Source organism: Mycobacterium sp. MAC_080597_8934, assembly GCF_000523975.1.
Classification (GTDB): domain Bacteria; phylum Actinomycetota; class Actinomycetes; order Mycobacteriales; family Mycobacteriaceae; genus Mycobacterium; species Mycobacterium avium.
The window spans coordinates 89818-110067 of sequence record NZ_JAOS01000022.1; the positions used below are offsets into that span (position 1 = coordinate 89818).

Annotated in this window: 19 protein-coding genes and 2 pseudogenes; 13 read left to right on the forward strand and 8 right to left on the reverse strand. The window is 70.8% G+C overall.

Translation table 11 applies throughout. The annotated features are described in order from the left end of the window. Positions 1-27 precede the first annotated feature (27 nt). From crtI to NF20_RS12160, 8 genes and pseudogenes are all read left to right on the forward strand, one after another. Positions 28-1548: a phytoene desaturase family protein gene (gene crtI, locus NF20_RS12125; protein WP_033712617.1), complete on the forward strand. Its 1521-nt coding sequence runs from the start codon at positions 28-30 to the stop codon at positions 1546-1548. Continuing rightward, positions 1545-2495, forward strand: coding sequence for a phytoene/squalene synthase family protein (locus tag NF20_RS12130; protein ID WP_033712616.1), 951 nt, complete (start codon positions 1545-1547; stop codon positions 2493-2495). The genes crtI and NF20_RS12130 overlap by 4 nt, the downstream gene beginning before the upstream one ends. After that, on the forward strand, positions 2492-2815 hold the full coding sequence (locus tag NF20_RS12135; RefSeq protein ID WP_019732082.1) for a lycopene cyclase domain-containing protein: 324 nt from the start codon (positions 2492-2494) through the stop codon (positions 2813-2815). The genes NF20_RS12130 and NF20_RS12135 overlap by 4 nt, the downstream gene beginning before the upstream one ends. After that, positions 2812-3123, forward strand: a complete 312-nt coding sequence (locus NF20_RS12140; RefSeq protein ID WP_003874966.1) for a lycopene cyclase domain-containing protein — start codon at positions 2812-2814, stop codon at positions 3121-3123. Before NF20_RS12135 ends, NF20_RS12140 begins: the two co-directional genes overlap by 4 nt. After that, positions 3110-3835, forward strand: coding sequence for a class I SAM-dependent methyltransferase (locus NF20_RS12145; RefSeq protein ID WP_009978290.1), 726 nt, complete (start codon positions 3110-3112; stop codon positions 3833-3835). The genes NF20_RS12140 and NF20_RS12145 overlap by 14 nt, the downstream gene beginning before the upstream one ends. Further along, positions 3832-5360, forward strand: a pseudogene (locus tag NF20_RS12150) (hydroxysqualene dehydroxylase). The gene NF20_RS12145 and the pseudogene NF20_RS12150 overlap by 4 nt, the downstream one beginning before the upstream one ends. After that, positions 5357-6367 (forward strand): DUF5914 domain-containing protein, encoded by a 1011-nt coding sequence (locus tag NF20_RS12155; RefSeq protein WP_019732079.1) that lies wholly within the window; start codon positions 5357-5359, stop codon positions 6365-6367. The pseudogene NF20_RS12150 and the gene NF20_RS12155 overlap by 4 nt, the downstream one beginning before the upstream one ends. Before the next feature lie 394 nt (positions 6368-6761). Further along, positions 6762-7328 (forward strand): MarR family winged helix-turn-helix transcriptional regulator, encoded by a 567-nt coding sequence (locus NF20_RS12160; RefSeq protein WP_009978296.1) that lies wholly within the window; start codon positions 6762-6764, stop codon positions 7326-7328. Positions 7329-7369: 41 nt separating this feature from the next. On the opposite strand, the gene fni is transcribed toward NF20_RS12160, so the two are convergent. Then, the gene (gene fni / locus NF20_RS12165) at positions 7370-8404 is read right to left on the reverse strand and encodes a type 2 isopentenyl-diphosphate Delta-isomerase (protein WP_019732078.1); all 1035 of its coding nucleotides are present in this window, start codon (positions 8402-8404) and stop codon (positions 7370-7372) included. A gap of 121 nt (positions 8405-8525) precedes the next feature. Between fni and NF20_RS12170 the strand changes: the two genes are divergently transcribed. Genes NF20_RS12170 through NF20_RS12180 form a run of 3 tightly spaced genes read left to right on the forward strand, consistent with a single transcriptional unit; the run spans position 8526 to position 12199 of the window. Continuing rightward, the gene (locus NF20_RS12170) at positions 8526-10589 is read left to right on the forward strand and encodes an MMPL family transporter (protein ID WP_033712615.1); all 2064 of its coding nucleotides are present in this window, start codon (positions 8526-8528) and stop codon (positions 10587-10589) included. After that, the gene (locus tag NF20_RS12175; protein ID WP_019732509.1) at positions 10586-10858 is read left to right on the forward strand and encodes a tryptophan-rich sensory protein; all 273 of its coding nucleotides are present in this window, start codon (positions 10586-10588) and stop codon (positions 10856-10858) included. The genes NF20_RS12170 and NF20_RS12175 overlap by 4 nt, the downstream gene beginning before the upstream one ends. Before the next feature lie 12 nt (positions 10859-10870). Beyond that, positions 10871-12199, forward strand: a complete 1329-nt coding sequence (locus tag NF20_RS12180; protein ID WP_019732510.1) for a cryptochrome/photolyase family protein — start codon at positions 10871-10873, stop codon at positions 12197-12199. A gap of 86 nt (positions 12200-12285) precedes the next feature. Here NF20_RS12180 and NF20_RS12185 read toward each other — a convergent pair whose 3' ends face one another. Next, on the reverse strand, positions 12286-13023 hold the full coding sequence (locus NF20_RS12185; RefSeq protein WP_003874955.1) for an acyltransferase: 738 nt from the start codon (positions 13021-13023) through the stop codon (positions 12286-12288). 152 nt (positions 13024-13175) lie between these two features. Between NF20_RS12185 and NF20_RS12190 the strand changes: the two are divergent. Next, positions 13176-14446, forward strand: a pseudogene (locus tag NF20_RS12190) (PQQ-binding-like beta-propeller repeat protein). 18 nt (positions 14447-14464) lie between these two features. Next, positions 14465-14842, forward strand: coding sequence for a hypothetical protein (locus tag NF20_RS12195; protein ID WP_019732512.1), 378 nt, complete (start codon positions 14465-14467; stop codon positions 14840-14842). Positions 14843-14847: 5 nt separating this feature from the next. Here the strand turns inward: NF20_RS12195 and NF20_RS12200 are convergent, their stop codons facing one another. The 6 genes from NF20_RS12200 to NF20_RS12225 all read right to left on the reverse strand — a co-directional run bounded on the left by NF20_RS12200 (position 14848) and on the right by NF20_RS12225 (position 20193). Continuing rightward, positions 14848-15531: an esterase gene (locus NF20_RS12200; protein ID WP_019732513.1), complete on the reverse strand. Its 684-nt coding sequence runs from the start codon at positions 15529-15531 to the stop codon at positions 14848-14850. A gap of 72 nt (positions 15532-15603) precedes the next feature. After that, a complete protein-coding gene (locus NF20_RS12205; RefSeq protein ID WP_019732514.1) occupies positions 15604-16779 on the reverse strand; it encodes a THUMP-like domain-containing protein in 1176 nt (391 codons plus the stop codon). Further along, positions 16780-17751: a class I SAM-dependent methyltransferase gene (locus NF20_RS12210; RefSeq protein WP_003874949.1), complete on the reverse strand. Its 972-nt coding sequence runs from the start codon at positions 17749-17751 to the stop codon at positions 16780-16782. A gap of 11 nt (positions 17752-17762) precedes the next feature. Then, on the reverse strand, positions 17763-18527 hold the full coding sequence (locus NF20_RS12215; protein ID WP_042632829.1) for an enoyl-CoA hydratase: 765 nt from the start codon (positions 18525-18527) through the stop codon (positions 17763-17765). Further along, complete coding sequence (locus NF20_RS12220) at positions 18524-19354, reverse strand: NUDIX hydrolase (protein ID WP_011725745.1); 831 nt, start codon at positions 19352-19354, stop codon at positions 18524-18526. The genes NF20_RS12215 and NF20_RS12220 overlap by 4 nt, the downstream gene beginning before the upstream one ends. After that, positions 19351-20193: an ABC transporter ATP-binding protein gene (locus tag NF20_RS12225; RefSeq protein WP_023896004.1), complete on the reverse strand. Its 843-nt coding sequence runs from the start codon at positions 20191-20193 to the stop codon at positions 19351-19353. Before NF20_RS12225 ends, NF20_RS12220 begins: the two co-directional genes overlap by 4 nt. Positions 20194-20250 lie beyond the last annotated feature (57 nt).

Here is a 20250-nt window from a genome sequence, read left to right on the forward strand (position 1 = left end):
CGCCGCCGGGACGGGAGTTCGGTGAGCATGCGGGCCATCGAGGGCTCCGCCGATCACGTCGTGGTGATCGGGGCCGGTCTGGCCGGCCTGTCCGCGGCGCTGCACCTGGCCGGTCGAGGGCGGGCGGTCACGGTCGTGGAGCGCGAAGCATGGCCGGGCGGCCGGGCGGGCCGGCGCGACATCGACGGGTATCGGATCGACACCGGCCCCACAGTGCTCACCATGCCGGACATCATCGAGGACACCTTCGCCGCCGTCGGCGACACCCTGGCCCGGCGACTGGAGCTGTGCACGCTGGATCCCGCGTACCGCGCCGTGTTCGCCGACGGCAGCAGCCTCGACGTCCACCGCGATCCGGACCGGATGGCCGACGCCGTCGCCGAGTTCGCCGGCCGCGAGCAGGCGACGGGCTACCGGCGGCTGCGGGCATGGCTGACACGGCTGTACCGCACCGAGTTCGACGGATTCATCGCCGCCAATTTCGATTCACCGCTGTCGCTGCTCACCCCCCGGCTGGCCCAGCTGATCGCGATCGGCGGTTTCCGCAACTGGGACCGCATGGTCAAGCGCTATCTCAGTGATCCGCGGCTGCAGCGCATCTTCACCTTTCAATCGCTGTATGCCGGCGTGGCCCCGCGCGATACCCTGGCGGTGTACGCGGTGATCGCCTACATGGACACGGTCTCGGGCGTGGTGTTTCCGCGCGGCGGCGTGCGGGCGCTGCCCGACGCGCTGGCCGCCGCCGCCTCCGACGCTGGGGTTCAGTTCCGTTATGGCACAACGGTTACCGCGCTCGAGAAGACCGGTGGGCGGGTCGGCGCCGTACTCACCGAACAGGCCGGACGCATCTCCTGCGACGCGGTGGTGCTGACCACCGAGCTGCCGCAAACCTATGCGCTGCTGGGCCGCACACCGCGTCGCGCGCTGCGGTTGCGGCACTCCCCCTCGGCGGTGGTGGCGCATGTGGGTTGTCCCGCGGTGGCATCGCAGACCGCGCACCACACCATCTTGTTCGGCGACGCCTGGGATCACACGTTCGCCGACATCATCGGCGCCGGCCAACTCATGCGGGATCCGTCGCTGCTGGTCACCCGGCCGACGGCCAGCGACCCGACGCTGGCTCCGCGAGGACGCGACCTGCTCTATGTGCTCGCCCCGGCGCCGAACCTGGAATCGGGCGGCATCGACTGGGACAGCGTCGGGCGCGGCTACGTCGACGACCTCATCGCGCTCGTCGGTCAGCGGCTTCTTCCCGGTTTACCAGGCAGCGCAACGGTTTTGGATGTCGTCACGCCCGCGGACTGGGCGCGCCGGGGCATGGCCGCGGGCAGTCCGTTCGCGCTCGCGCACACGTTCGCCCAAACCGGCCCGTTCCGCCCGGCCAACATGGTGCGCGGCATCGACAACGCGGTGCTCGCCGGATCCTCCACGGTGCCCGGGGTCGGGGTGCCGACCACCCTGATCTCCGGGCGACTCGCCGCGGACCGCATCACCGGCGTCAGCAAGCGAACGCCCGCGCGCATCGACATGAAAGCCGGTTCGCCATGATGCGCAGCGAATGGGCCGCGGCCGGAATCGAGGATCCGCTGCTGCGCGAGGGGTATCGCCGATGCCGCGAGCTCAACGCCGCGCACGGCCGCACCTTCTTCCTGGCCACCAGGTTGCTCGCACCCGACCAGCGCCCGCCCGTGCACGCACTGTACGGCTTCGCCCGCTACGCCGACGACATCCTCGACGACCTCGACCCGCGGGTGGGCCCCGCGGTGCGCGCCCGGCGGCTGCAACGGCTGTCGGAGCGTCTCTTCTCCGGCGGTGCGCACGCCGACGATCCGTTGGTGGCCGCGGTCACCCACACCGCGCGGCGCTACCGGATCAGCTCCCAACTGTTCGCGGACTTTTTGGCCTCGATGCGCATGGACCTGACCGTCACCGACTATCCGGACCGGGAAGCGCTCAACCGCTACATGCGCGGATCCGCGGAAGCCATTGGGCTGCAAGTGCTCCCGATACTGGGTACCGTGACGCCGGTGGACGAGGCCGCACCCTATGCGGCGGCCCTGGGCCGGGCGTTCCAGCTCACCAACTTCCTGCGCGACGTCGACGAAGACCTGGCGCGCGGCCGGGTGTACCTGCCTGCGGACGAACTCGCCGCCGACGGCGTCGACCGGGCGCTGCTGATGTGGTGCCACGAGCACCGCCGCACCGATCCGCGGGTGCGCCGGGCGCTGATCGCACAGCACCACATCGCCCGTCAGACATACCGATTCGCCACCGCCGGGATCGCGGTCCTGCAGCACCGCTCACGGCCGTGCGTGGCGGCCGCGGCGGCGTTGTATTCGGAGATCCTGGACTGCATCGAGAAAAGCGATTTTGCGGTCTTCGACCACCGGGCCACCGTGGGCACAGCGCGACGGCTGCGGGTCGGCGCGGTGGGGCTGATCCGCTCGTGGCGGGCGCGCAACAGCGGTCGGGATATTCGGTCGGGGGCCGCATGAGCGATCGGTGGCAATACCTGGTGGTGCTCACGGCCTGTCTGGTGGTCACCGCGCCGCTGGAGATCGCGGGTGCGGGCGTCTACCGGAGGTGGCGACGGCTCGCCGCGGCGGTGCTGCCGGTGGCCGCGGTGTTCTTGCTCTGGGATGAGATCGCCGTGGCCGCGCGGGTGTGGACGTACGACCACGCCTACCTGTGCGGGCTGAGCATCCCCGTTCGGGTGCCGATCGAAGAGTTGCTGTTCTTTCTCATCATCCCGGTGTGTGCGGTGCTGACCTACAACGCGGTGAGCACCATCCTGGACAAGGTGCGCCGCCGATGACCGGCCTGGGCTACACCCTGCCGGCCGCACTGGCGGTGGTGATCGTGTGCGCCGCGGAGTTGACGGTGCTGCGGACCGGGCTCTTTCGCCGGCCGGCCTACTGGCTGTCGATGCTTATCGTGCTGGGATTCCAGGTGCCGGTGGACGGCTGGCTGACCAAACGCAGCTCGCCCGTGGTGATCTACGACGACCGGCAGATCAGCGGGTTGCGTTTCCCGTTCGACATCCCGGTGGAGGATTTTCTGTTCGGCTTCGCGATGGTCACCGCGGTGCTGCTGCTCTGGGAACGACGACGTGCGCGCCGGTGACACGCGCCCCGCCCCGGGCAACCTGGCGGCCGCGTTCGACGCCGGCGCCGCGACCTACGACCGGCTGGTCGGCGCCAGCCCGGGCTACCATGCGCAGCTGCTGCTGTCGGCGCGCAGGATGCGAATCCCGCACGACGGCAAGGGCTTACGCCTGCTCGACGCTGGCTGCGGAACCGGTGCGTCGACGGCCGCGCTGCTCGCCGTCGCGCCGGCGGCCGACATCGTCGCGGTCGACGCGTCGCGCGGCATGCTGGACGTGGCGCTGGCCAAACGGTGGCCGGCCTCGGTCCGGTTCGTGCACGCTCCCGTCCAGCGACTGGCAGAACACGGGATCACCGGGCCGTTCGACGGCGTGCTGGCCGCCTACCTGATCCGCAACGTCGCCGACCGCGACGAGCAGCTACGGCGGTTCCGCACCCTGCTGCGGCCCGGCGCAACCCTTGCGGTGCACGAATATTCGGTGCGCGACTCCGCCGCCGCCACGCTTGCCTGGCACGCCCTCTGCTGGGGCATCATCATTCCCGCCGGGTGGTGGCGCAGCGGGGATACCGCGCTGTACCGCTACCTGTGGCGCAGCGTGCTCGCATTCGACGGCGCCACCCGGTTCCGGGCCCGACTGGCCGACGCCGGCTTCACCGCCGTCCACAGCGAGACTATGCCCGGCTGGGAAGCCGGCATCGTGCACACCTTCCTCGCGGACGCACCCTCATGACCGCGCGTGCCACCGACCGCCGCCGTCGGATACTGCCCGCGCCAACCGGATTGCCGGATGCCGGTGCGCTGCCGTCCCGCCCACGGGTGGCGGTGGTGGGCGGCGGGATCGCGGGCCTGACCGCCGCCACCGGGCTCGCCGAGCGCGGCGTCGCCGTCGAGGTCATCGAACGTGAGCACTACCTCGGCGGCCGGGTCGGCGGCTGGACCGAACACCACGACGGAACCGACCTCGCGATGAACCGCGGCTTCCACGCGTTCTTCCGGCAGTACTACAACCTGCGCGCGTTGCTCGCGCGCCTCGATCCGCGCCTGCGAATGCTGGTGCCGGTCAACGATTACCCGCTCATCGACGCGGCGGGACGACGAGACAGCTTCCGCGGCCTGCCGCGTACCCCGCCGCTGAACGCCATGGCCTTCGCCGTGCGCAGTCCCACCTTCCGGCTGCGTGACTTCGCCCGCATCGACGCTCGTGCCGCCGCGCCACTGGCCGCGGTGTCGGTGCCCGGAACCTACCGGCGCCTGGACCACATCGATGCCGCGACGTTCCTCGAGGACATCCGATTCCCCGAGGCCGCACGGCATCTGGCATTCGAGGTGTTCTCCCGCAGCTTCTTCGCCGACCCGGCCAAACTGTCGGCCGCCGAGTTGGCGACAATGTTCCACATCTATTTCCTGGGGTCGGCCGAGGGCCTCATCTTCGACGTTCCGAACGCCAACTACGACAGCGCACTGTGGCAGCCGTTGCGCAGCTATCTCGAACAACGCCACGTCCGGTTCCGGCTTGGCACCAGCGTCGGAAGCATCGACGCGGCGAATCGCTTTGCCGTGCATACCGATACCGATGAGGAGCTGGAGGTGGACGCCGTGGTGCTGGCCACAGACGTCGCCGGCCTGCAGCGGATCGTCGCCGCCTCGCGCGGCCTGGCCAACGGGGAGTGGCGCGATCGGATCGCGGGGTTGCGCACCGCGCCGCCGTTCGCCGTCCATCGGTTCTGGCTCGACCGCCCGGTCTCGCCGCGGCGCCCGGCGTTTCTGGGCACCGCCGGGCACAAGCCGCTGGACAACATCAGCGTGCTGGACCGGTATGAACGCGAAGCGCGCGCCTGGGCCGGAGCGCATCATGGTTCGGTCGTCGAATTGCATTCCTACGCCTTGGATTCGGCGCCGTCGGGGGCGGCGGCGCTACGCGAACTGAGGCGGATCTATCCCGAGACCGCCGCCGCGCAGATCGTGCACGAGACGCTGTTGCACCGCAGCGACTGTCCGCTGTTCGCCCGGGCGGCTACCCGCACCGGCCCACGGTGGTGACGCCCACCCCGGGCCTGCTGCTGGCCGGTGACGCCGTACGGATCGACCTGCCGGTGGCCCTCATGGAGCGCGCCGCGACCACGGGTTGGTGCGCGGCCAACCATCTGCTCAAGCGCTGGGGATTGGCCGGGCACCCGCTGGTCACCGTCCCCACCGAAGGCCGGTCACGCCTGCTGCGCTGGCTGGCCAACCGCGAAGGGGCCACCCGATCATGAACATCCGCGCACAGCTGCGACACTTGCGACCGTCCGTCCGCGCCAAAGACTGGCCGCTGCAGGTCATTCCGCGCACACCCTGGGCCGATCAGCGTCCGACCTTTCGCGAGGCGCAACCCGCCGTCATCGACGCCGCGCTGCAGCGCTGCCGCCGGCAACCCACCGGGAACTGGTACGCGTTCGCCGCCAGCACGCACGTCGAGCGCGGGCGGCCGTTGGGGGCGCGCGTCGCCGGCGTCGATCTCGTCGCCTGGCGCGACGCCCGCGGTGCGCTGTGCGTCGGGCCGCGCAGTTGCCCCCACCTGGGGGCCGACCTGGCCACCGGGACCGTGTGTGGGGGCACGCTGATCTGTCGGTGGCACGGGCTGCCCCTGGACGGCCGCGCACGCGAATTCGGTTGGGCGCCACTGCCCAGTCACGACGACGGCACCCTGGCCTGGGTGCGCCTCGATGCGGTGGGAGGCGAGACGCCGTCACCTCGACCGGTGATACCGCCGAGGCCGGCCGGCCACACGCTGGCCTCGGTCGCTCACCTGGTGGGCGTGTGCGAACCTGCCGACATCATCGCCAACCGGCTCGACCCCTGGCACGGCGCATGGTTTCACCCCTACTCGTTCGCCCGGCTGGAGGTGCTGGCCACGCCCACCGAAGACGCCGACCGCTTCCTGGTGGCGGTGACCTTCCGGATCGGACGGCTGGGTGTGCCGGTGGTCGCGGAGTTCGATTGCCCGGAGGCGCGCACCATCGTGATGCGCATCGTGGACGGCGAAGGGACCGGGAGTGTCGTCGAAACCCACGCGACCCCAATAGGTTCCGGCCCGGACGGCCGTCCCCGCACCGCGGTGTTGGAAGCGGTCATCGCGCATTCGGACCGGCCCGGGTTCGCGCGCGCCTTGCGGGCGGCGCCGCTGCTCACCCCGGTGATGCGCTATGCGGCCGGCCGGCTGTGGCGGGACGATCTGGCCTACGCCGAACGCCGCTACGAGGTCCGCAGCCAGAACCGTTAGGACGCGTCGAGGGAGGTATTCGCCGTCGCCGCCGGGTCATGGTGCGTAGTTGCTCAGCGGAAATTCCGTGCCGCATGCCAAAGACGACGACGGCTACTACCACTGTTTCCAAGAGATCGAGCAGCTGGTGCGCGGCCGGCTTGCCGACGGGCAGCGGCACCGTCACGAGACGGCGTTGAAAGAGCGGCGGCGAACCGGCGGCCACCCGGCGCACACCGCCGCCCCCGGACGATTAACGCGAGAAAGGCGAAACCGCCGTAGGGTAATGTCCACCGCCTGGGCCCACAACGCTGCGGGTTTGCCCGGGGTCCGAAAACGCCCGCGTGGTTCGGGGGTCGCCGGTGGCGGTCGCCGATACGCTGGTCAGCGTGTCGGGCCGGAAGGATGCGGGTAAGTGACCAAGCGCGGCGCCGCTGATCGGCGACTGGATCGGACCGAACTCGAGAAGTTGATGTCGGCCGACATGCGTGCGATCACTGCGCAGTCCGACCGCATCGGCCGGCACTTCGCTCGCCAGAACAACGTCAGCGGCACGGACTTCCACGCGTTGCTGCATATCATGGTCGCCGAAACCGCGGGAACGCCGTTGACGCCGGCCCAGCTGCGCCAGCGGATGGACGTGTCGCCGGCGGCCATCACCTACCTGGTGGATCGCATGATCGATGCCGGGCACATCCGCCGCGAACCCGACCCGCAGGACCGCCGCAAGACGCTGCTGCGCTACGAGAAACCGGGCATGGCGCTGGCGCATTCGTTCTTCACCCCGCTGGGCGCCGAGCTGCGCGACGCCCTGGCCCATCTGTCCGACCGTGACTTGGCGGCAGCACATCGGGTCTTCACCGCGATGATCGAGGCGATGTCCGCCTTCGAATCCCGGCTGGCCGCATCGACTTCCAAACCGCCCGCCGCTCCCGGCCGCAAGCGTGCGACGACCGCGGGACGTCGCGGCGCGCCACGCTGAGCACGGTCGCTACTGCACCTTCGACCGCCACGTCGCCGGCCCTAGGCGAGGCGGATCAGCTCGACGGCACGCAAGCCCGCCAGGTCGGCGACACCACAGCCGTGCAGACACACCCGCAACTCGTCGATGAACGGCTGCAGCCAATCGACCACGGCGGCAGAGGATTCGATCGCCGCCGGCAACAGTGGCCGCGCTACCGCCACCACGTCGGCACCCAACGCGATCGCCTTGGCCGCGTCCATGCCCGTCCGAATACCACCGGAGGCCACCAAGGGGATCTCCGGCAGCAGCCGGCGCACCTCGACGATCGCGCGCGCGGTGGGCACACCCCAGTCCGCCAGGTCCGGATAGCGTAGCTCGCCGTACCGCACGAACTGTTCGACGCGCGACCAGGAAGTGCCTCCGGCACCCGCCACATCAATACCGGCGACCGGCGGTTGTCCTTCTCCCCCAACAAGTTCCGCGGCGGCCGCACCGCCGATGCCGTGGCCGACCTCTTTGAGCAGCACCGGATAATCGAGCGCGGCGGCGGCTTCGCGCAGCCTGCTCAGCGAGCCGGAGAAGTCGGTGTCCCCGTTGTGCTGCATCGCCTCCTGCAACGGATTGGTGTGCACGGCCAAGGCGTCCGCACCCACCCGATCGAGCGCCTTCACCAGATGAGGAACCGCCGTCTTCGCCAGCTGCGACAAACCGATGTTGCCGAACAGCAAGACATCCGGGGCCACATCGCGAACCGCGAAGCTGTCCGCGGCGCGTTCGCCCAGCGCGCTGTCGAGCATGATCCGTTGCGACCCCAGCATCATGCCGATTCCCAGCTGCTGAGCGGCTGCGGCCAGATTCCGGTTGATCGTCTTCGACATCTCGGCGCCCCCGGTCATGGCGCCGATGAGGATCGGCGCCCGCAGGTTCGCCCCGAAGAACGAGGTGGACACGTCGATGTCGCCCAGACTGGTCTGTGTCAGTGCGTGGTAGGGCAATCGGTAGCGGTCCAACCCGGTTGTGACGCCGTCGAATTCCACCGGGTCGCTCAGACACACGTCGATGTGCCGTCGTTTCCGGTGTGTCATCGCGTCCATCGGGGCCCCCGCCGGGTGTCCATAATGTCCATAGTGCCCCTTTTCGAGTGCCGCCAACGCATCGGCGTACGACGCGTCATTTCAGTTGATTAATGTTTAATAAACTGAAAGGCTTGATTTCGTGGTGTGGGAACGCGTGGCCGCCGCCGTGACCGGTCCGCGTTCCTGGCTGCTGGCCGCGGTCGCGGTGCTGGCCGGCGTCGGCGTGATGGCTCTGGTCGGGCCGAACACGGCGGCGGGCCAGGCGCCGCAGTCACTGCCGCAGCACTCGCCGTCCGCCCGGGTCACCGCGCTGGCCGGGCAGTTCCCCGGCGGCGACCGGACCCCGCTGATCGTGGTGGTCAGCCGCGCCGACGGCGCCGTGCTCGGCCCCGCCGATCTCGGCGCGGCCCGGGCGGCCCGTGACCGCGCCCAGGCCGCCGCGCAACCCGGCGCCGCACCGGCGCAGCCGCTGACGCCCTCGCAAGACGGCAAGGCCGCCCTGGGCATCGTGCCGCTGAGCACCACCTTGTCGGGTCTGGCCCTCAACGATGCGGTCAGCGCGCTGCGCACGGCCGCCGCGAGGGGGCTGGCGGCGGATTTGCAGGTGCACGTCACCGGCGGGCCGGCGTTCGGCGCCGACATCGCCGGCGCGTTCACGCACGCCAACGTCACCCTGCTCGCGGTGACCGCCTCGGTGGTGGCGCTGCTGCTGATCGCCACCTACCGCTCCCCCGTGCTGTGGCTGGTCCCGCTGCTGGTGGTCGCCTTCGCCGACCGGGTGGCCGCGGCAGTTGGCACCGCGGTGGCGTCGCTCACCGGGTTGAGCTTCGACGGCGCCACCTCCGGGATCACCAGCGTGCTGGTTTTCGGCGCCGGCACCAATTACGCACTGTTGCTGATTTCGCGCTACCGCCAGGAACTGCACCGCCATGCCGGCCATCGTGACGCCCTGCGCCGGGCCGTGCACCGGGCGGGACCGGCCATCGTCGCCAGCAACGCGACCGTGGTGCTGGCGCTGCTCACCCTGCTGCTCGCGGCCACCCCCAGCACCCGCAGTCTGGGCGCGCTGGCGGCGTGCGGTCTGATGATCGCCGCGGTTTCGGTGCTGGTGGTCCTGCCCCCGCTGTTGGCGGTGTGCGGCCGGCGGTTGTTCTGGCCGTTCATTCCGGTGGACCGGCCGGCGACCGAGTCCGGGGCGTGGCGCCGGGTCGCGGAATGGGTGGCCGGGCGTCCCGCGCTGGTCGCGGTGGCCGCGGTCGCGGTGCTGGCGGCCCTGGGTGGTGGATTGTGGGGGACCCGGATCGGGTTGTCACAGACCGAACAGTTCCGTGTCCGGGCGGATTCGGTGGCCGGTTATCACGTGCTGGCCCAGCACTTTCCGGCCGGTTTGGCCAACCCGACGCTGGTCGTCGCCGACACCGGCCATGCTGCGGCCGTGCACCAGGCGATCGCGGCCACCCCCGGTGTGGTCTCGGCGACCGAGTCCGGCCGTTCGCCCTCCGGGTTGACGCAGTGGTCGGTGGTGATCGACGCGCCACCGTCGTCGGTTCGCGCGTTCGATATCGTTGCCGCGCTGCGGAATTCGATGCGAGCCGCCGACTCCGGCGCGCTGGTGGGCGGGGCCGACGCGGCGGCCCTCGATGTTCGCGATGCCGCCACCCACGACCGGGTGCTGATGATCCCCGCGATCCTGGCCGTCATCCTGATCGTCCTCGCCGTGCTGCTGCGGTCGGTGATGGCGCCGCCGGTCCTGCTGGTCGCGACGATGCTGGGCGCGCTGGGCGCACTCGGCCTGGGCGGCTGGGTCAGCCTGCACCTGTTCGGTTTTCCGGCGCTGGACTACACCACGCCGCTGTTCGCATTCCTGTTCCTGGCCGCCCTCGGCGTGGACTACACCATCTTCCTGGTCACCCGCGCCCGCGAGGAAGCCGCCCGGCACGGGACCCGGCAGGGCATGGTCGAGGCGGTGGCGGCCACCGGTGGTGTGATCACCAGCGCCGGAATCGTTTTGGCCGCGGTGTTCTGCGTGCTCGCGGTGTTGCCGCTGATGGTCCTGACGCAGTTGGGCATCATCGTCGGCCTCGGCATTCTGCTGGACACCTTCGTGGTGCGCACCCTGGTGATCCCGGCGTTGTTCACCCTCGTCGGCGACCGAATCTGGTGGCCCAACAACCCCTCTCGACACGAACGGAGCACGCCGTGAACAGGTCGATACTCGGCGCAACCAGCCTGGCCGTCGCCGCGGACGCCGGCGCCGGAAGCCTGGCCGGCGCCAAGGCCGACCCGCGGTGGTATGCGCGGCTGCGCCAGCCCGCCTATCAACCGCCCCGCGCCGCGTTTCCCCTCGCGTGGACCACGCTGTACGCCGATATCGCGGCCACGTCGCGCGGCGCCCTGGCGTTGTCGCCCTATCCGTTGTGGTGCGGCTTCGCCACCGTGTTGTCCACCCACATCTGGCGCCTCAACCGTTAGCCCGCACCGCCGATGCCCGCGCTGTTGTGGTTCCGCCGCGACCTTCGCCTGCACGATCATCCGGCGCTGTCGGCCGCGGCGGACAGTGACGAGGTGCTCGCCTGCTTCGTGCTCGATCCGCGGCTGCAGAGGTCGTCCGGGCCGCGCCGGCTGCAGTTCCTGGGCGACTCGCTGCGGGTGCTGCGCGACGAGCTGGACGGTCGGCTGCTTGTCACCCGCGGGCGGCCCGACATCCGAATTCCCGGAATCGCCAAGGCAATCGGCGCCTCGTCGGTGCACGTCTCGGAGGACTTCACGCCGTTCGGGAAGCGCCGGGACGCCCGGGTGCGCGCGGCGCTGGCGTCGGTCCCGCTGGTAGCGACCGGATCGCCGTATCTCGTTGCGCCGGGCCGCGTCACCAAGCCGGACGGCTCGCCCTACCAGGTGTTCACCCCGTTTCTGCGGCGGTGGCGCGACACCGGCTGGCGACCACCGGCGAAAACCGGCGCCGCATCCGCGCGCTGGCTGGATCCGGCGCGGCTGGGCATCACCGACTGCGAAATCCCCGACCCCGGCGCCACGCTCGACTTGGCGGCCGGTGAGGCGGCGGCGCGAAACCAGTGGAAGTCCTTCGTGGACAACGGGTTAGCGAACTACGCCGACGATCGCCACCGGCCCGACATCGAGGGCACCAGCCGGATGTCGGCGCACCTGAAGTTCGGCACCATCCATCCGCGCACGCTGGTCGCCGATCTCGACCTACGTGCCGCCGGAGCGCGAGCGTACCTGCGGGAGTTGGCCTTTCGCGACTTCTATGCCGACGTGCTGCATCACCGGCCGGCCAGCGCGTGGCGCAACTGGAACAGCGCCTTCGACGCCATCCGCACCGACACCGGCGCCGGGGCCGGCCGCCGCTTCGAGGCCTGGAAGGCCGGCGAAACCGGTTTTCCGTTCGTCGACGCCGGAATGCGCCAGCTGCGCCAGACCGGATTCATGCACAACCGGGTGCGCATGACCGTTGCCTCTTTCCTGGTGAAGGACCTTCACCTGCCCTGGCAGTGGGGCGCGCACTGGTTTCTGCAGCAGTTGGTGGACGGCGACCTGGCGAACAACCAGCATGGCTGGCAATGGTGTGCGGGCTGCGGCACCGACGCCGCACCCTACTTCCGGGTGTTCAACCCCGCCGCCCAGGGCGAAAAATTCGATCCCTCCGGCGACTACATCCGCCGCTGGGTGCCCGAATTGCGGTGCGCCGACGACCCACACCTGCGCACCGGCGAGCGACCGCCCGGTTACCCGGCGCCGATCGTCGACCACGCGACCGAACGCGCCGAAGCGCTGCGCCGCTATCGGAGCATGTGAACCGCCGTGCTGGTGACCGTCACCGACGTCGACGCGGGCGACGTCAACTTCCATTTCAAGGTGGACGCGCAGCCGCAACCAAAAAGCTAGCGGGAGGCCTTCTTTCGTTCGATGTCGGCCAGCGCGGCGGCCAGCTCGGCCCGCTGCGCGGCCGAACTCTCCCAGGACAGCTGACGATTCTTGACCACCTTGGCCGGTGCGCCGACCGCGATCGAGTAGTCCGGGATGACACCGCGGACCACCGCGTGCGAGCCGAGCACGCAGCCGCGCCCGATGGAAGTGCCGCGCAGCACCGTCACCTTCACCCCCACCCAGGTGTCCGGCCCGATGCGGACCGGGGACTTGACGATCCCCTGGTCCTTGATCGGGACGTTGATGTCGTCCATGCGGTGGTCGAAATCGCAGACGTAGCACCAGTCGGCCATCAACACCGAATCGCCGAGCTCGATGTCCAGGTAGGCGTTGATCACGTTGTCGCGGCCCAGCACCACCTTGTCACCGAACCGCAGCGAGCCCTCGTGCGCGCGGATGGTGTTCTTGTCGCCGATGTGCACCCAGCGGCCGATCTCAAGCTGCGCGAGCTCGGGCGTGGCATGGATCTCCACGCCCTTGCCCAGAAACACCATGCCGCGGGTAATGATGTGCGGGTTGGCCAGCTTGAACTTCAGCAGCCGCCAATACCGCACCAGGTACCAGGGGGTGTAGGCGCGGTTGCGCAGCACCCATTTCAGCGAGGCCAGGGTGAGGAACTTGGCCTGGCGCGGGTCGCGCAGATTCGATCCACGCCAACGGCGATGGAGTGGAGCGCCCCACATGGTCGTCATGGCCGGACAGCCTATCGAAGCAGCCACGGGTTACCCTCACCTGTACTCGATCGCTGCTCATCGAGGCGAGTCAAGCCGACGGCCGCGGAAGGATTTGGGAAATCGAGGTGCTTGCCCGACAACTCCTCAGCCGTCTTCGGCGATGGTCATCGATGCTGCTGGCGGCGGTCGTCACGACGGGGGCCGGCGCGTGCGGCAACACCGACTCGTGGGTGGAAGCGTCGGCCGCGCAAGGCTGGCCCGCCCAGTACGCCGACGCCGCCAACAGCGGCTACACCAGCACCGGCGGGGCCAGCAAGCTCGCGTTGCAGTGGACCCGCTCGGTCAAGGGCAGCCTGGCCGCCGGGCCGGCGCTGAGCGCCCGCGGTTACCTGGGCCTCAACGCCCAGACCCCGGCCGGCTGTTCGCTGATGGAGTGGGAGAACACCGACAACGGCCGGCAGCGGTGGTGCGTGCGGCTGGTCCAGGGCGGCGGCTTCGCCGGTCCGCTGCTCGACGGCTTCGACAACCTCTACGTCGGCCAGCCCGGGGCGTTCCTGTCGTTTCCGGTGACCCAGTGGACCCGCTGGCGCCAGCCGGTGATCGGCATGCCCACCACCCCGCGGTTCCTCGGGCACGGCCAGTTGCTGGTGGTCACGCATCTGGGACAGGTGCTGGTCTTCGACTCCCATCGCGGCCAGGTGGCCGGCAGCCCGCTGGATCTGGTGGACGGCGTCGATCCCACCGACGCGACGCGCGGGCTGGCCGATTGCGCGCCGGCCCGCCCGGATTGCCCGGTGCCCGCCGCCCCCGCCTTCTCGGCGGCCACCGGGATGGTGGTGCTCGGCGTCTGGCAGCCGGGCGCGCCCAGCGCGGGCCTGGTGGGGCTGAAGTATCACCCCGGGCAGTCCCCGCTGCTGACCCGGGAGTGGACCAGCGACGCGGTGGGCGCCGGTGTCATCGCCAGCCCGGTGCTGTCCGCGGACGGGTCGACGGTCTACGTCAACGGGCGCGACCAGCGGCTGTGGGCGCTGCGCGCGGCGGACGCGAAGGTGAAGTGGTCGGCGCCGCTGGGATTTTTGGCGCAGACGCCGCCGGCGGTCACCCCGCAGGGGCTGATCGTGGCGGGCGGCGGCCCGGACACCCGGCTGGCGGCGTTCCGGGACGCCGGCGACCACGCCGACCAGGTGTGGCGCCGCGACGACCTGATCCCGCTGTCGTCGTCCAGCCTGGCGGGTGTCGGCTACACGGTGGTCAGCGGGCCGCCGGCCAACGGCGCGCCGGGATGTCGGTGCTGGTTTTCGATCCCGGTGACGGCCACACGCTGAACAGCTATCCGCTGCCGGCGGCGACCGGCTATCCGCTGGGCGTTTCGGTCGGCAGCGATCGCCGGGTGGTGGCCGCGATCAGCGACGGTCAGGTTTACGGTTTCGCACCGGCCTGAGCCGGCCATACTGTTGGCGTGCCGATCGACGACCCAACGACCAGCCCCCGGACCGGTGACGTCGCCACCACCAACACCGCCGACCTGGTGGCCACGCTGGTGTTGCTGGTCGTGCACGGCGGCCTGTTCGCGGCGACCTACGTGCTGCTGGGACTGCTGGTGATGAGCACCGACCCGTGCGGCTATCAGAAGTGCGGCGACCCCGCCTGGATCGACCGGGCCATGAACCTGAACATCTGGGCCGGCGCGACCCTGCTGGTCATCGACATCGCGGTCGCGGTGGTCTTGCTGGTGCGCCGCAAGCGGGCGTTTTTCGTCCCGATCATCGGCTGCCTGGCGCAGGTGGCGCTGGCGGTCGCCGCCGCGGCGATGGAGCTGCGGGCCGGACCGGTCTGAGCCGGTTAGATCGCCAGCGGTGGGATCGCGTTGCGCGGCACCTGGGCCTGCACCGGCCCGCCGAACGCCGGCAGCATCTCGCCGGGGGCGAAGTAGAAGATCAGCTGGTCGTCGGTGATGGCGAAGTTCTGGTAGTGCGACGGGTCATGCCCGGTGGAGGGCAAAATCGCGGCGCCCAACGGGGTTTGGCGTTCCAGGTCGCGCTGCACGATCGGGAAGATCGCGTCCAGCGGGGCGGCGTTGGGCGCAAACAGATTGTCGAAGGTCAGCGGCTGCTTGGTGCCCAGGTTGTAGTTGAACGCCTTGTACCAGATCGACGACCGGGTTCCCCCGACGTCCTGGAAGAACTTGAGCACGACGCTGCGGGTGTTGTGCGGCGGCTGCCCGGCGCTGTGCTGCTCGGTGGTGGCCTCCAACTGGTAGGGCTGATCCCGCCCGCCGGAACTCTGCGCGACGTTGACGAAGCCGTCCCGGTTCTGGGTGATGTAGTCGGTCAGGGCCTGCTCGTCGGGGTAGTCGGCGGGAAACACCATGTTGATGGTGTAGTTGGGCCCGGCGGCGCGCAGCCGGCACATCTGCCCGTCCTCGAGGCTGCCGCCGAGGGCGGCGCACGACGGGGGCTCGGCGGCGGCCGGCCAGCCCAACAAGACCGCCGGCGCGAGCAACGCAGCGGCTAGCAGATAACGCATCGTGGATTTGTCCTCGCAGACATGCCAGGGCGGGGGCGGCGGAAATGGGACCGCCGCCAGCGTACCCGGGCGCTACCGGGAGGGTTGGCAGACGAACGCCGTCACCTGCCCGGAGGTCCGCGCGCCGATCCGGGTGATCACCACCGACAGCGGGCGACTCCCGCGCAGCCGCATCCGTTTGCGCAGCGCGTCGGGGTCCACCCGCACCCCGCGCACCAACACCTCCAGCGCCCCGCAGTCCGAGGCCGTCAACGCCTGCCGAAGCCGTCGTTCGTCGAAGGCCAGCTGCTCGAGCACCCGCAACCCGCGCACCGTCGCGGGCAGCCGATCGCCGGAGAGGTAGGCGATGTCGGGGTCGAGCTGCCACAGCCCGTGCCGGGCGCCGTAGTGGCGCACCAGCCCGGCCCGCACCACGGCGCCGTCCGGGTCGACGATCCAGCGCCCGACCGGGCGCACCGGGCAGTCGTCCGGGTCGGCGTCGGTGATCTGTTCGCCGCGATCGAGCACCGTCGCCCGCCGCCGCACCCCGGACTCGGTCAACCTCGCCGACCACAGGCACGCCTCCCGGACCGAACCGCGATACGACGTCACCTCGATCTCCCCGGCGAAGCCGAGCCGTCGCACCTGTTCGAAATCGATTCCGGGAGCACACTTTACGACGAAATCCCGGCCGCGGTAGCTGTCCAGCAGCGGGCTGAGGCCGGGCTGGTAGTCATCGATGCGCAACCGCCGCCGACCGTCAACGCGTCGCGCGGGGTCGACGATGAGCACGGCGTCGCGGGTGACCGGGTGCAGCGCGTCGGCGCGGCACAGCCAGGCCGCCGAGCCGATGTTGTGGCGCGCCATCGCCAGCCGCACCGGATCGATGTCGCTGCCCACCGCCGTCACCCCACGGGCGCGCAGCGCGGCCAGTTCGGTGCCAATCGAACAGGTCACGTCGTGCACAACGACGCCCGGCCCGGCCAGCCGCCCGGCCCGGTGCACCGCCACCGGCGCCGCGGTGGCCTGCTGCAACGCCTCGTCGGTGAACAGCCAGTCCGACACGCCTAGCTCGCCCAGTTTCTCCGAGGCGCGGCGGCGCAACAGCACGGTCTCCACCAGCAGCGGGGTCCGCTCGCCGAATCGGGCGCGGGCGGCCGCGATGTCAGCGATCCGGGTCGCGTCGCTCAGCTCGAGTTCGGCGACGGCCGCCAGGGCGCCCACACCCGCATCGGACCGCAGGTAAGCGACGTCGGGGAGGCTGAACACTCAGGTGGGTTTGACCCCGGTCACCATCACGTTGTAGAACCAGCCCTTCGGGACCACCCGGCGCCAGATGTTGGCGTCCACCCAGCTCAGCGTCTTCCAGCCGTTGAACGCGAATTTCGCCCAGCCCCAGCCCAACCGCCCGGGCGGCACCGAGGCCTCGAAGGTGCGCACCGGCCAGCCGAACATCGCGGCGGTGAACTCCTCGCTGACGGTGCGCACCTCGGTGGCGCCGGCGTTGGCCGCCATCCGCTCCAGGTCGCCGGGGGTGAAGGTGTGCAGGTCGACGATGGCCTCCAGCGCGGCGGCCCGGGAGGATTCGTCGAGTTCGGCCTGCGGGCGCCGCCAGCTGCCCAGCCCGGGAAGCTTGGTGACGTTGGTGGCGATCCGCCAGGTCAGCGTGGACAGCTCGCGGGCGTAGACGTCGCCGGCGCTGGTCGGCTCGCCGGCGAAGACGAACCGGCCGCCCGGGCGCAGCACCCGGATCACCTCCCGCAGCGACAGCTCGACGTCGGGGATGTGGTGCAGCACGGCGTGGCCGACGACCAGGTCGAAGGTGTCGTCCTCGTAGGGGATGCCCTCGGCGTCGGCGACCCGGCCGTCGATGTCCAGGCCCAGCGACTGCCCGTTGCGGGTGGCGACCTTGACCATGCCCGGCGAAAGGTCGGTCACCGACCCGCGCCGCGCCACCCCGGACTGGATCAGGTTGAGCAGGAAAAACCCTGTGCCACAACCCAATTCGAGTGCTCGGTCGTAGGGCAGCTCGCGCAGCACGTGCTCGGGGACGATGGCGTCGAAGCGGCCGCGCGCGTAGTCGATGCAGCGCTGGTCATAGGAGATCGACCACTTCTCGTCGTAGGTCTCGGCTTCCCAGTCGTGGTAGAGCACCTGGGCCAGCTTGCTGTCGTGCCGGGCGGCTTCCACCTGTTCGGCGGTGGCGTGCGGCGTCGGAACGGCGTCGGTCGATCTGGTCATGAAGGGCAAGCCTAACCGCCGTGCGGATCCGCCCCCGCGTCGCCGCCCTGACCAGCGGAGAACACCTCCACGTAGCGCCGCTGTTCGGCGGCGAGCCGCTCGGCGCGGGGCAGCTCGAACACGGCGTCGACACCGGCCTTGGCGGCGGCCAGCGCGTGCCGCGGGCCGTCCAGAAACCGGCGCGCCCACGCCGCGGCGGCGTCGTACACGTCGTCGGGGGCCACCATTTCGTCGATCAGCCCCAGCGCCAGGGCCTCCTCGGCGTCAAAGAACCGGCCGCTGAACACCAGCTCCTTGGCCTTGCTCGCGCCGGCCACCCGGGTCAGGCGGGCCAGCGCGTCACCGCCGGGCACCAGGCCGGCCAGGATCTCGGTCGCGCCGAATTTGACGTTGTCGCCGCTGATCCGCCAGTCGGCGGCCAGCGCCAGGGTGAGCCCGGCGCCCAACGCGTAGCCGGTGATCGCGGCCACGGTCGGCTTGGGGATGGCCGCCACGGCGTCGATGGCGTCGCGGCGGACCCGGGCCGCGGTCTCGGCCTCGGCGCCGCGCAGCGTGCGCAGCTCGGGCATGTCGTCGCCGGCGGAGAAGATCTCGTGGCCGCCGAACAGGATCACCGCGGCCACGTCGTCGCGCCGCCCGAGCTCGTCGGCCGCCGCGATCACCTCGCGGTACACCTGGCGGCTCAACGCGTTGGTCGGCGGGCGCGACACCAGCAACATCGCCAGCCCGGCGTCCCGGGAGCCGTCGCTGACCACGACGCTGACGAACTCGTTCAATGCCGCCACCCCAGCCCGCCGGCCTCCCGCGCCCGGTGGTAGCGGTCGGAGTCGAAGAACTCGAACACCCAGTTGTCGCCCCGGATCTCCACATGCGGCTGCACCGGAGCGATCTGGCGCTGCACCGCCAGCACGTCCGCGACGGTCCGCCCGGCCAACGAGTCCAGCTGTGTCCACGTCGGCGGCAGCAGGAAGGTGCGGCCGGCCGAGAAGTCCTCGAGCGCGGCCTCCGGCGTCGTCCAGCCCGCCCGGTCGGATTCGGTGTTCTGCCCGTCGGCGCGCTGACCCTGCGGCAGGGCCCCGACGAAGAAGTAGGTGTCGTAGCGGCGGGTGCGCTCGGCCTCCGGGGTGACCCAGTTGGCCCACGGCCGCAACAGATCCGAACGCAGCTCCAGCTTTTCGGTGCGCAGGAAGTCCGCGAACGACAGCGTCCCGTCGGCCAGCGCGCGGCGGGCGTCGCGGTACACCGAGGCGTCGCCGACGATGCTGTCCGGCGCACCGGCCGGCCCGGCGAACAGTACCCCCGACTCCTCGAACGTCTCGCGGGCCGCCGCGCACACCAGCGCCTCGGCCAGGTCGGGTTCGATGCCGAAGCGCTGCGCCCACCACTGCGGCGGCGGTCCGGCCCACGCCCCCAACCCGCCCAGGTCGGCGTTGCGGTCGCGCTCGTCGACGCCGCCGCCGGGAAACACCATCACCCCGGCCGCGAACTCCATCCGGGAGTGCCGTCGCATCAGGAACACCTTCAGGCCGGTTGGGGCTTCGCGGACCAGCATCACGGTGGCCGCAGGCCGCGGGACGAGCGGGGCTTCCTCGGGTGAGGTCATAGCTGCCTCCGGTGGGCTGCGCGGGTGCGGACGCGCCGCGCGAAGTAGCGCCCGTCGACGACGTCGAGCGCGATCGCCTGGCCGAACGCGGTGGACAGATTCTCCGAGGTGAGCACGTCGGTCAGCAGTCCGGCGGCGACCACCCGACCCTCCGAGAGCAGCATGCAGTGACTGAAACCCGGCGGTATCTCCTCGACGTGATGGGTGACCAGCACCAGCGCGGGTGCGTCGGGGTCGGCGGCCAGGTCGGCCAGCCGCGCCACCAGCTCCTCACGGCCGCCCAGGTCCAGGCCCGCGGCGGGCTCGTCGAGCAGCAGCAGCTCGGGGTCGGTCATCAGCGCGCGGGCGATCAGCACCCGCTTGCGCTCGCCTTCGGACAGCGTCCCGTAGCTGCGGTCGGCCAGGTGCTCGGCGCCCAGGCTCTCGAGCATGTCGACGGCCCGGCGGTAGTCGATGTCCTCGTAGCGCTCCCGCCACCGGCCCAGCACCGCGTAGCCGGCCGACACGACCAGATTGCGCACCACCTCGTCGCTGGGCACCCGCTGCGCCAGCGCCGAGGACGACAGACCGATCCGCGACCGCAACTCCGTCACGTCGACCCGGCCCAGCCGCTCGCCGAGCACGAAAGCCACGCCCGACGAAGGGTGTTCGGCCGCCGCGGCGATCCGCAGCAGCGAGGTCTTGCCGGCCCCGTTGGGCCCGACGATCACCCACCGCTCGTCCAGTTCGACCGCCCAGTCCAGCGGCCCGACCAAGACGTTGCCGCCGCGCCGCAGCGACACGTCGCGCAACTCGATCAGCAGATCGGGGTCGGCTGCCGCACTGTCGTTTTCGGGCACCCGACCATCGTGCCGTACCGCGACGCCCGCACACCTGCCGGGTCGCCGCGATTACTC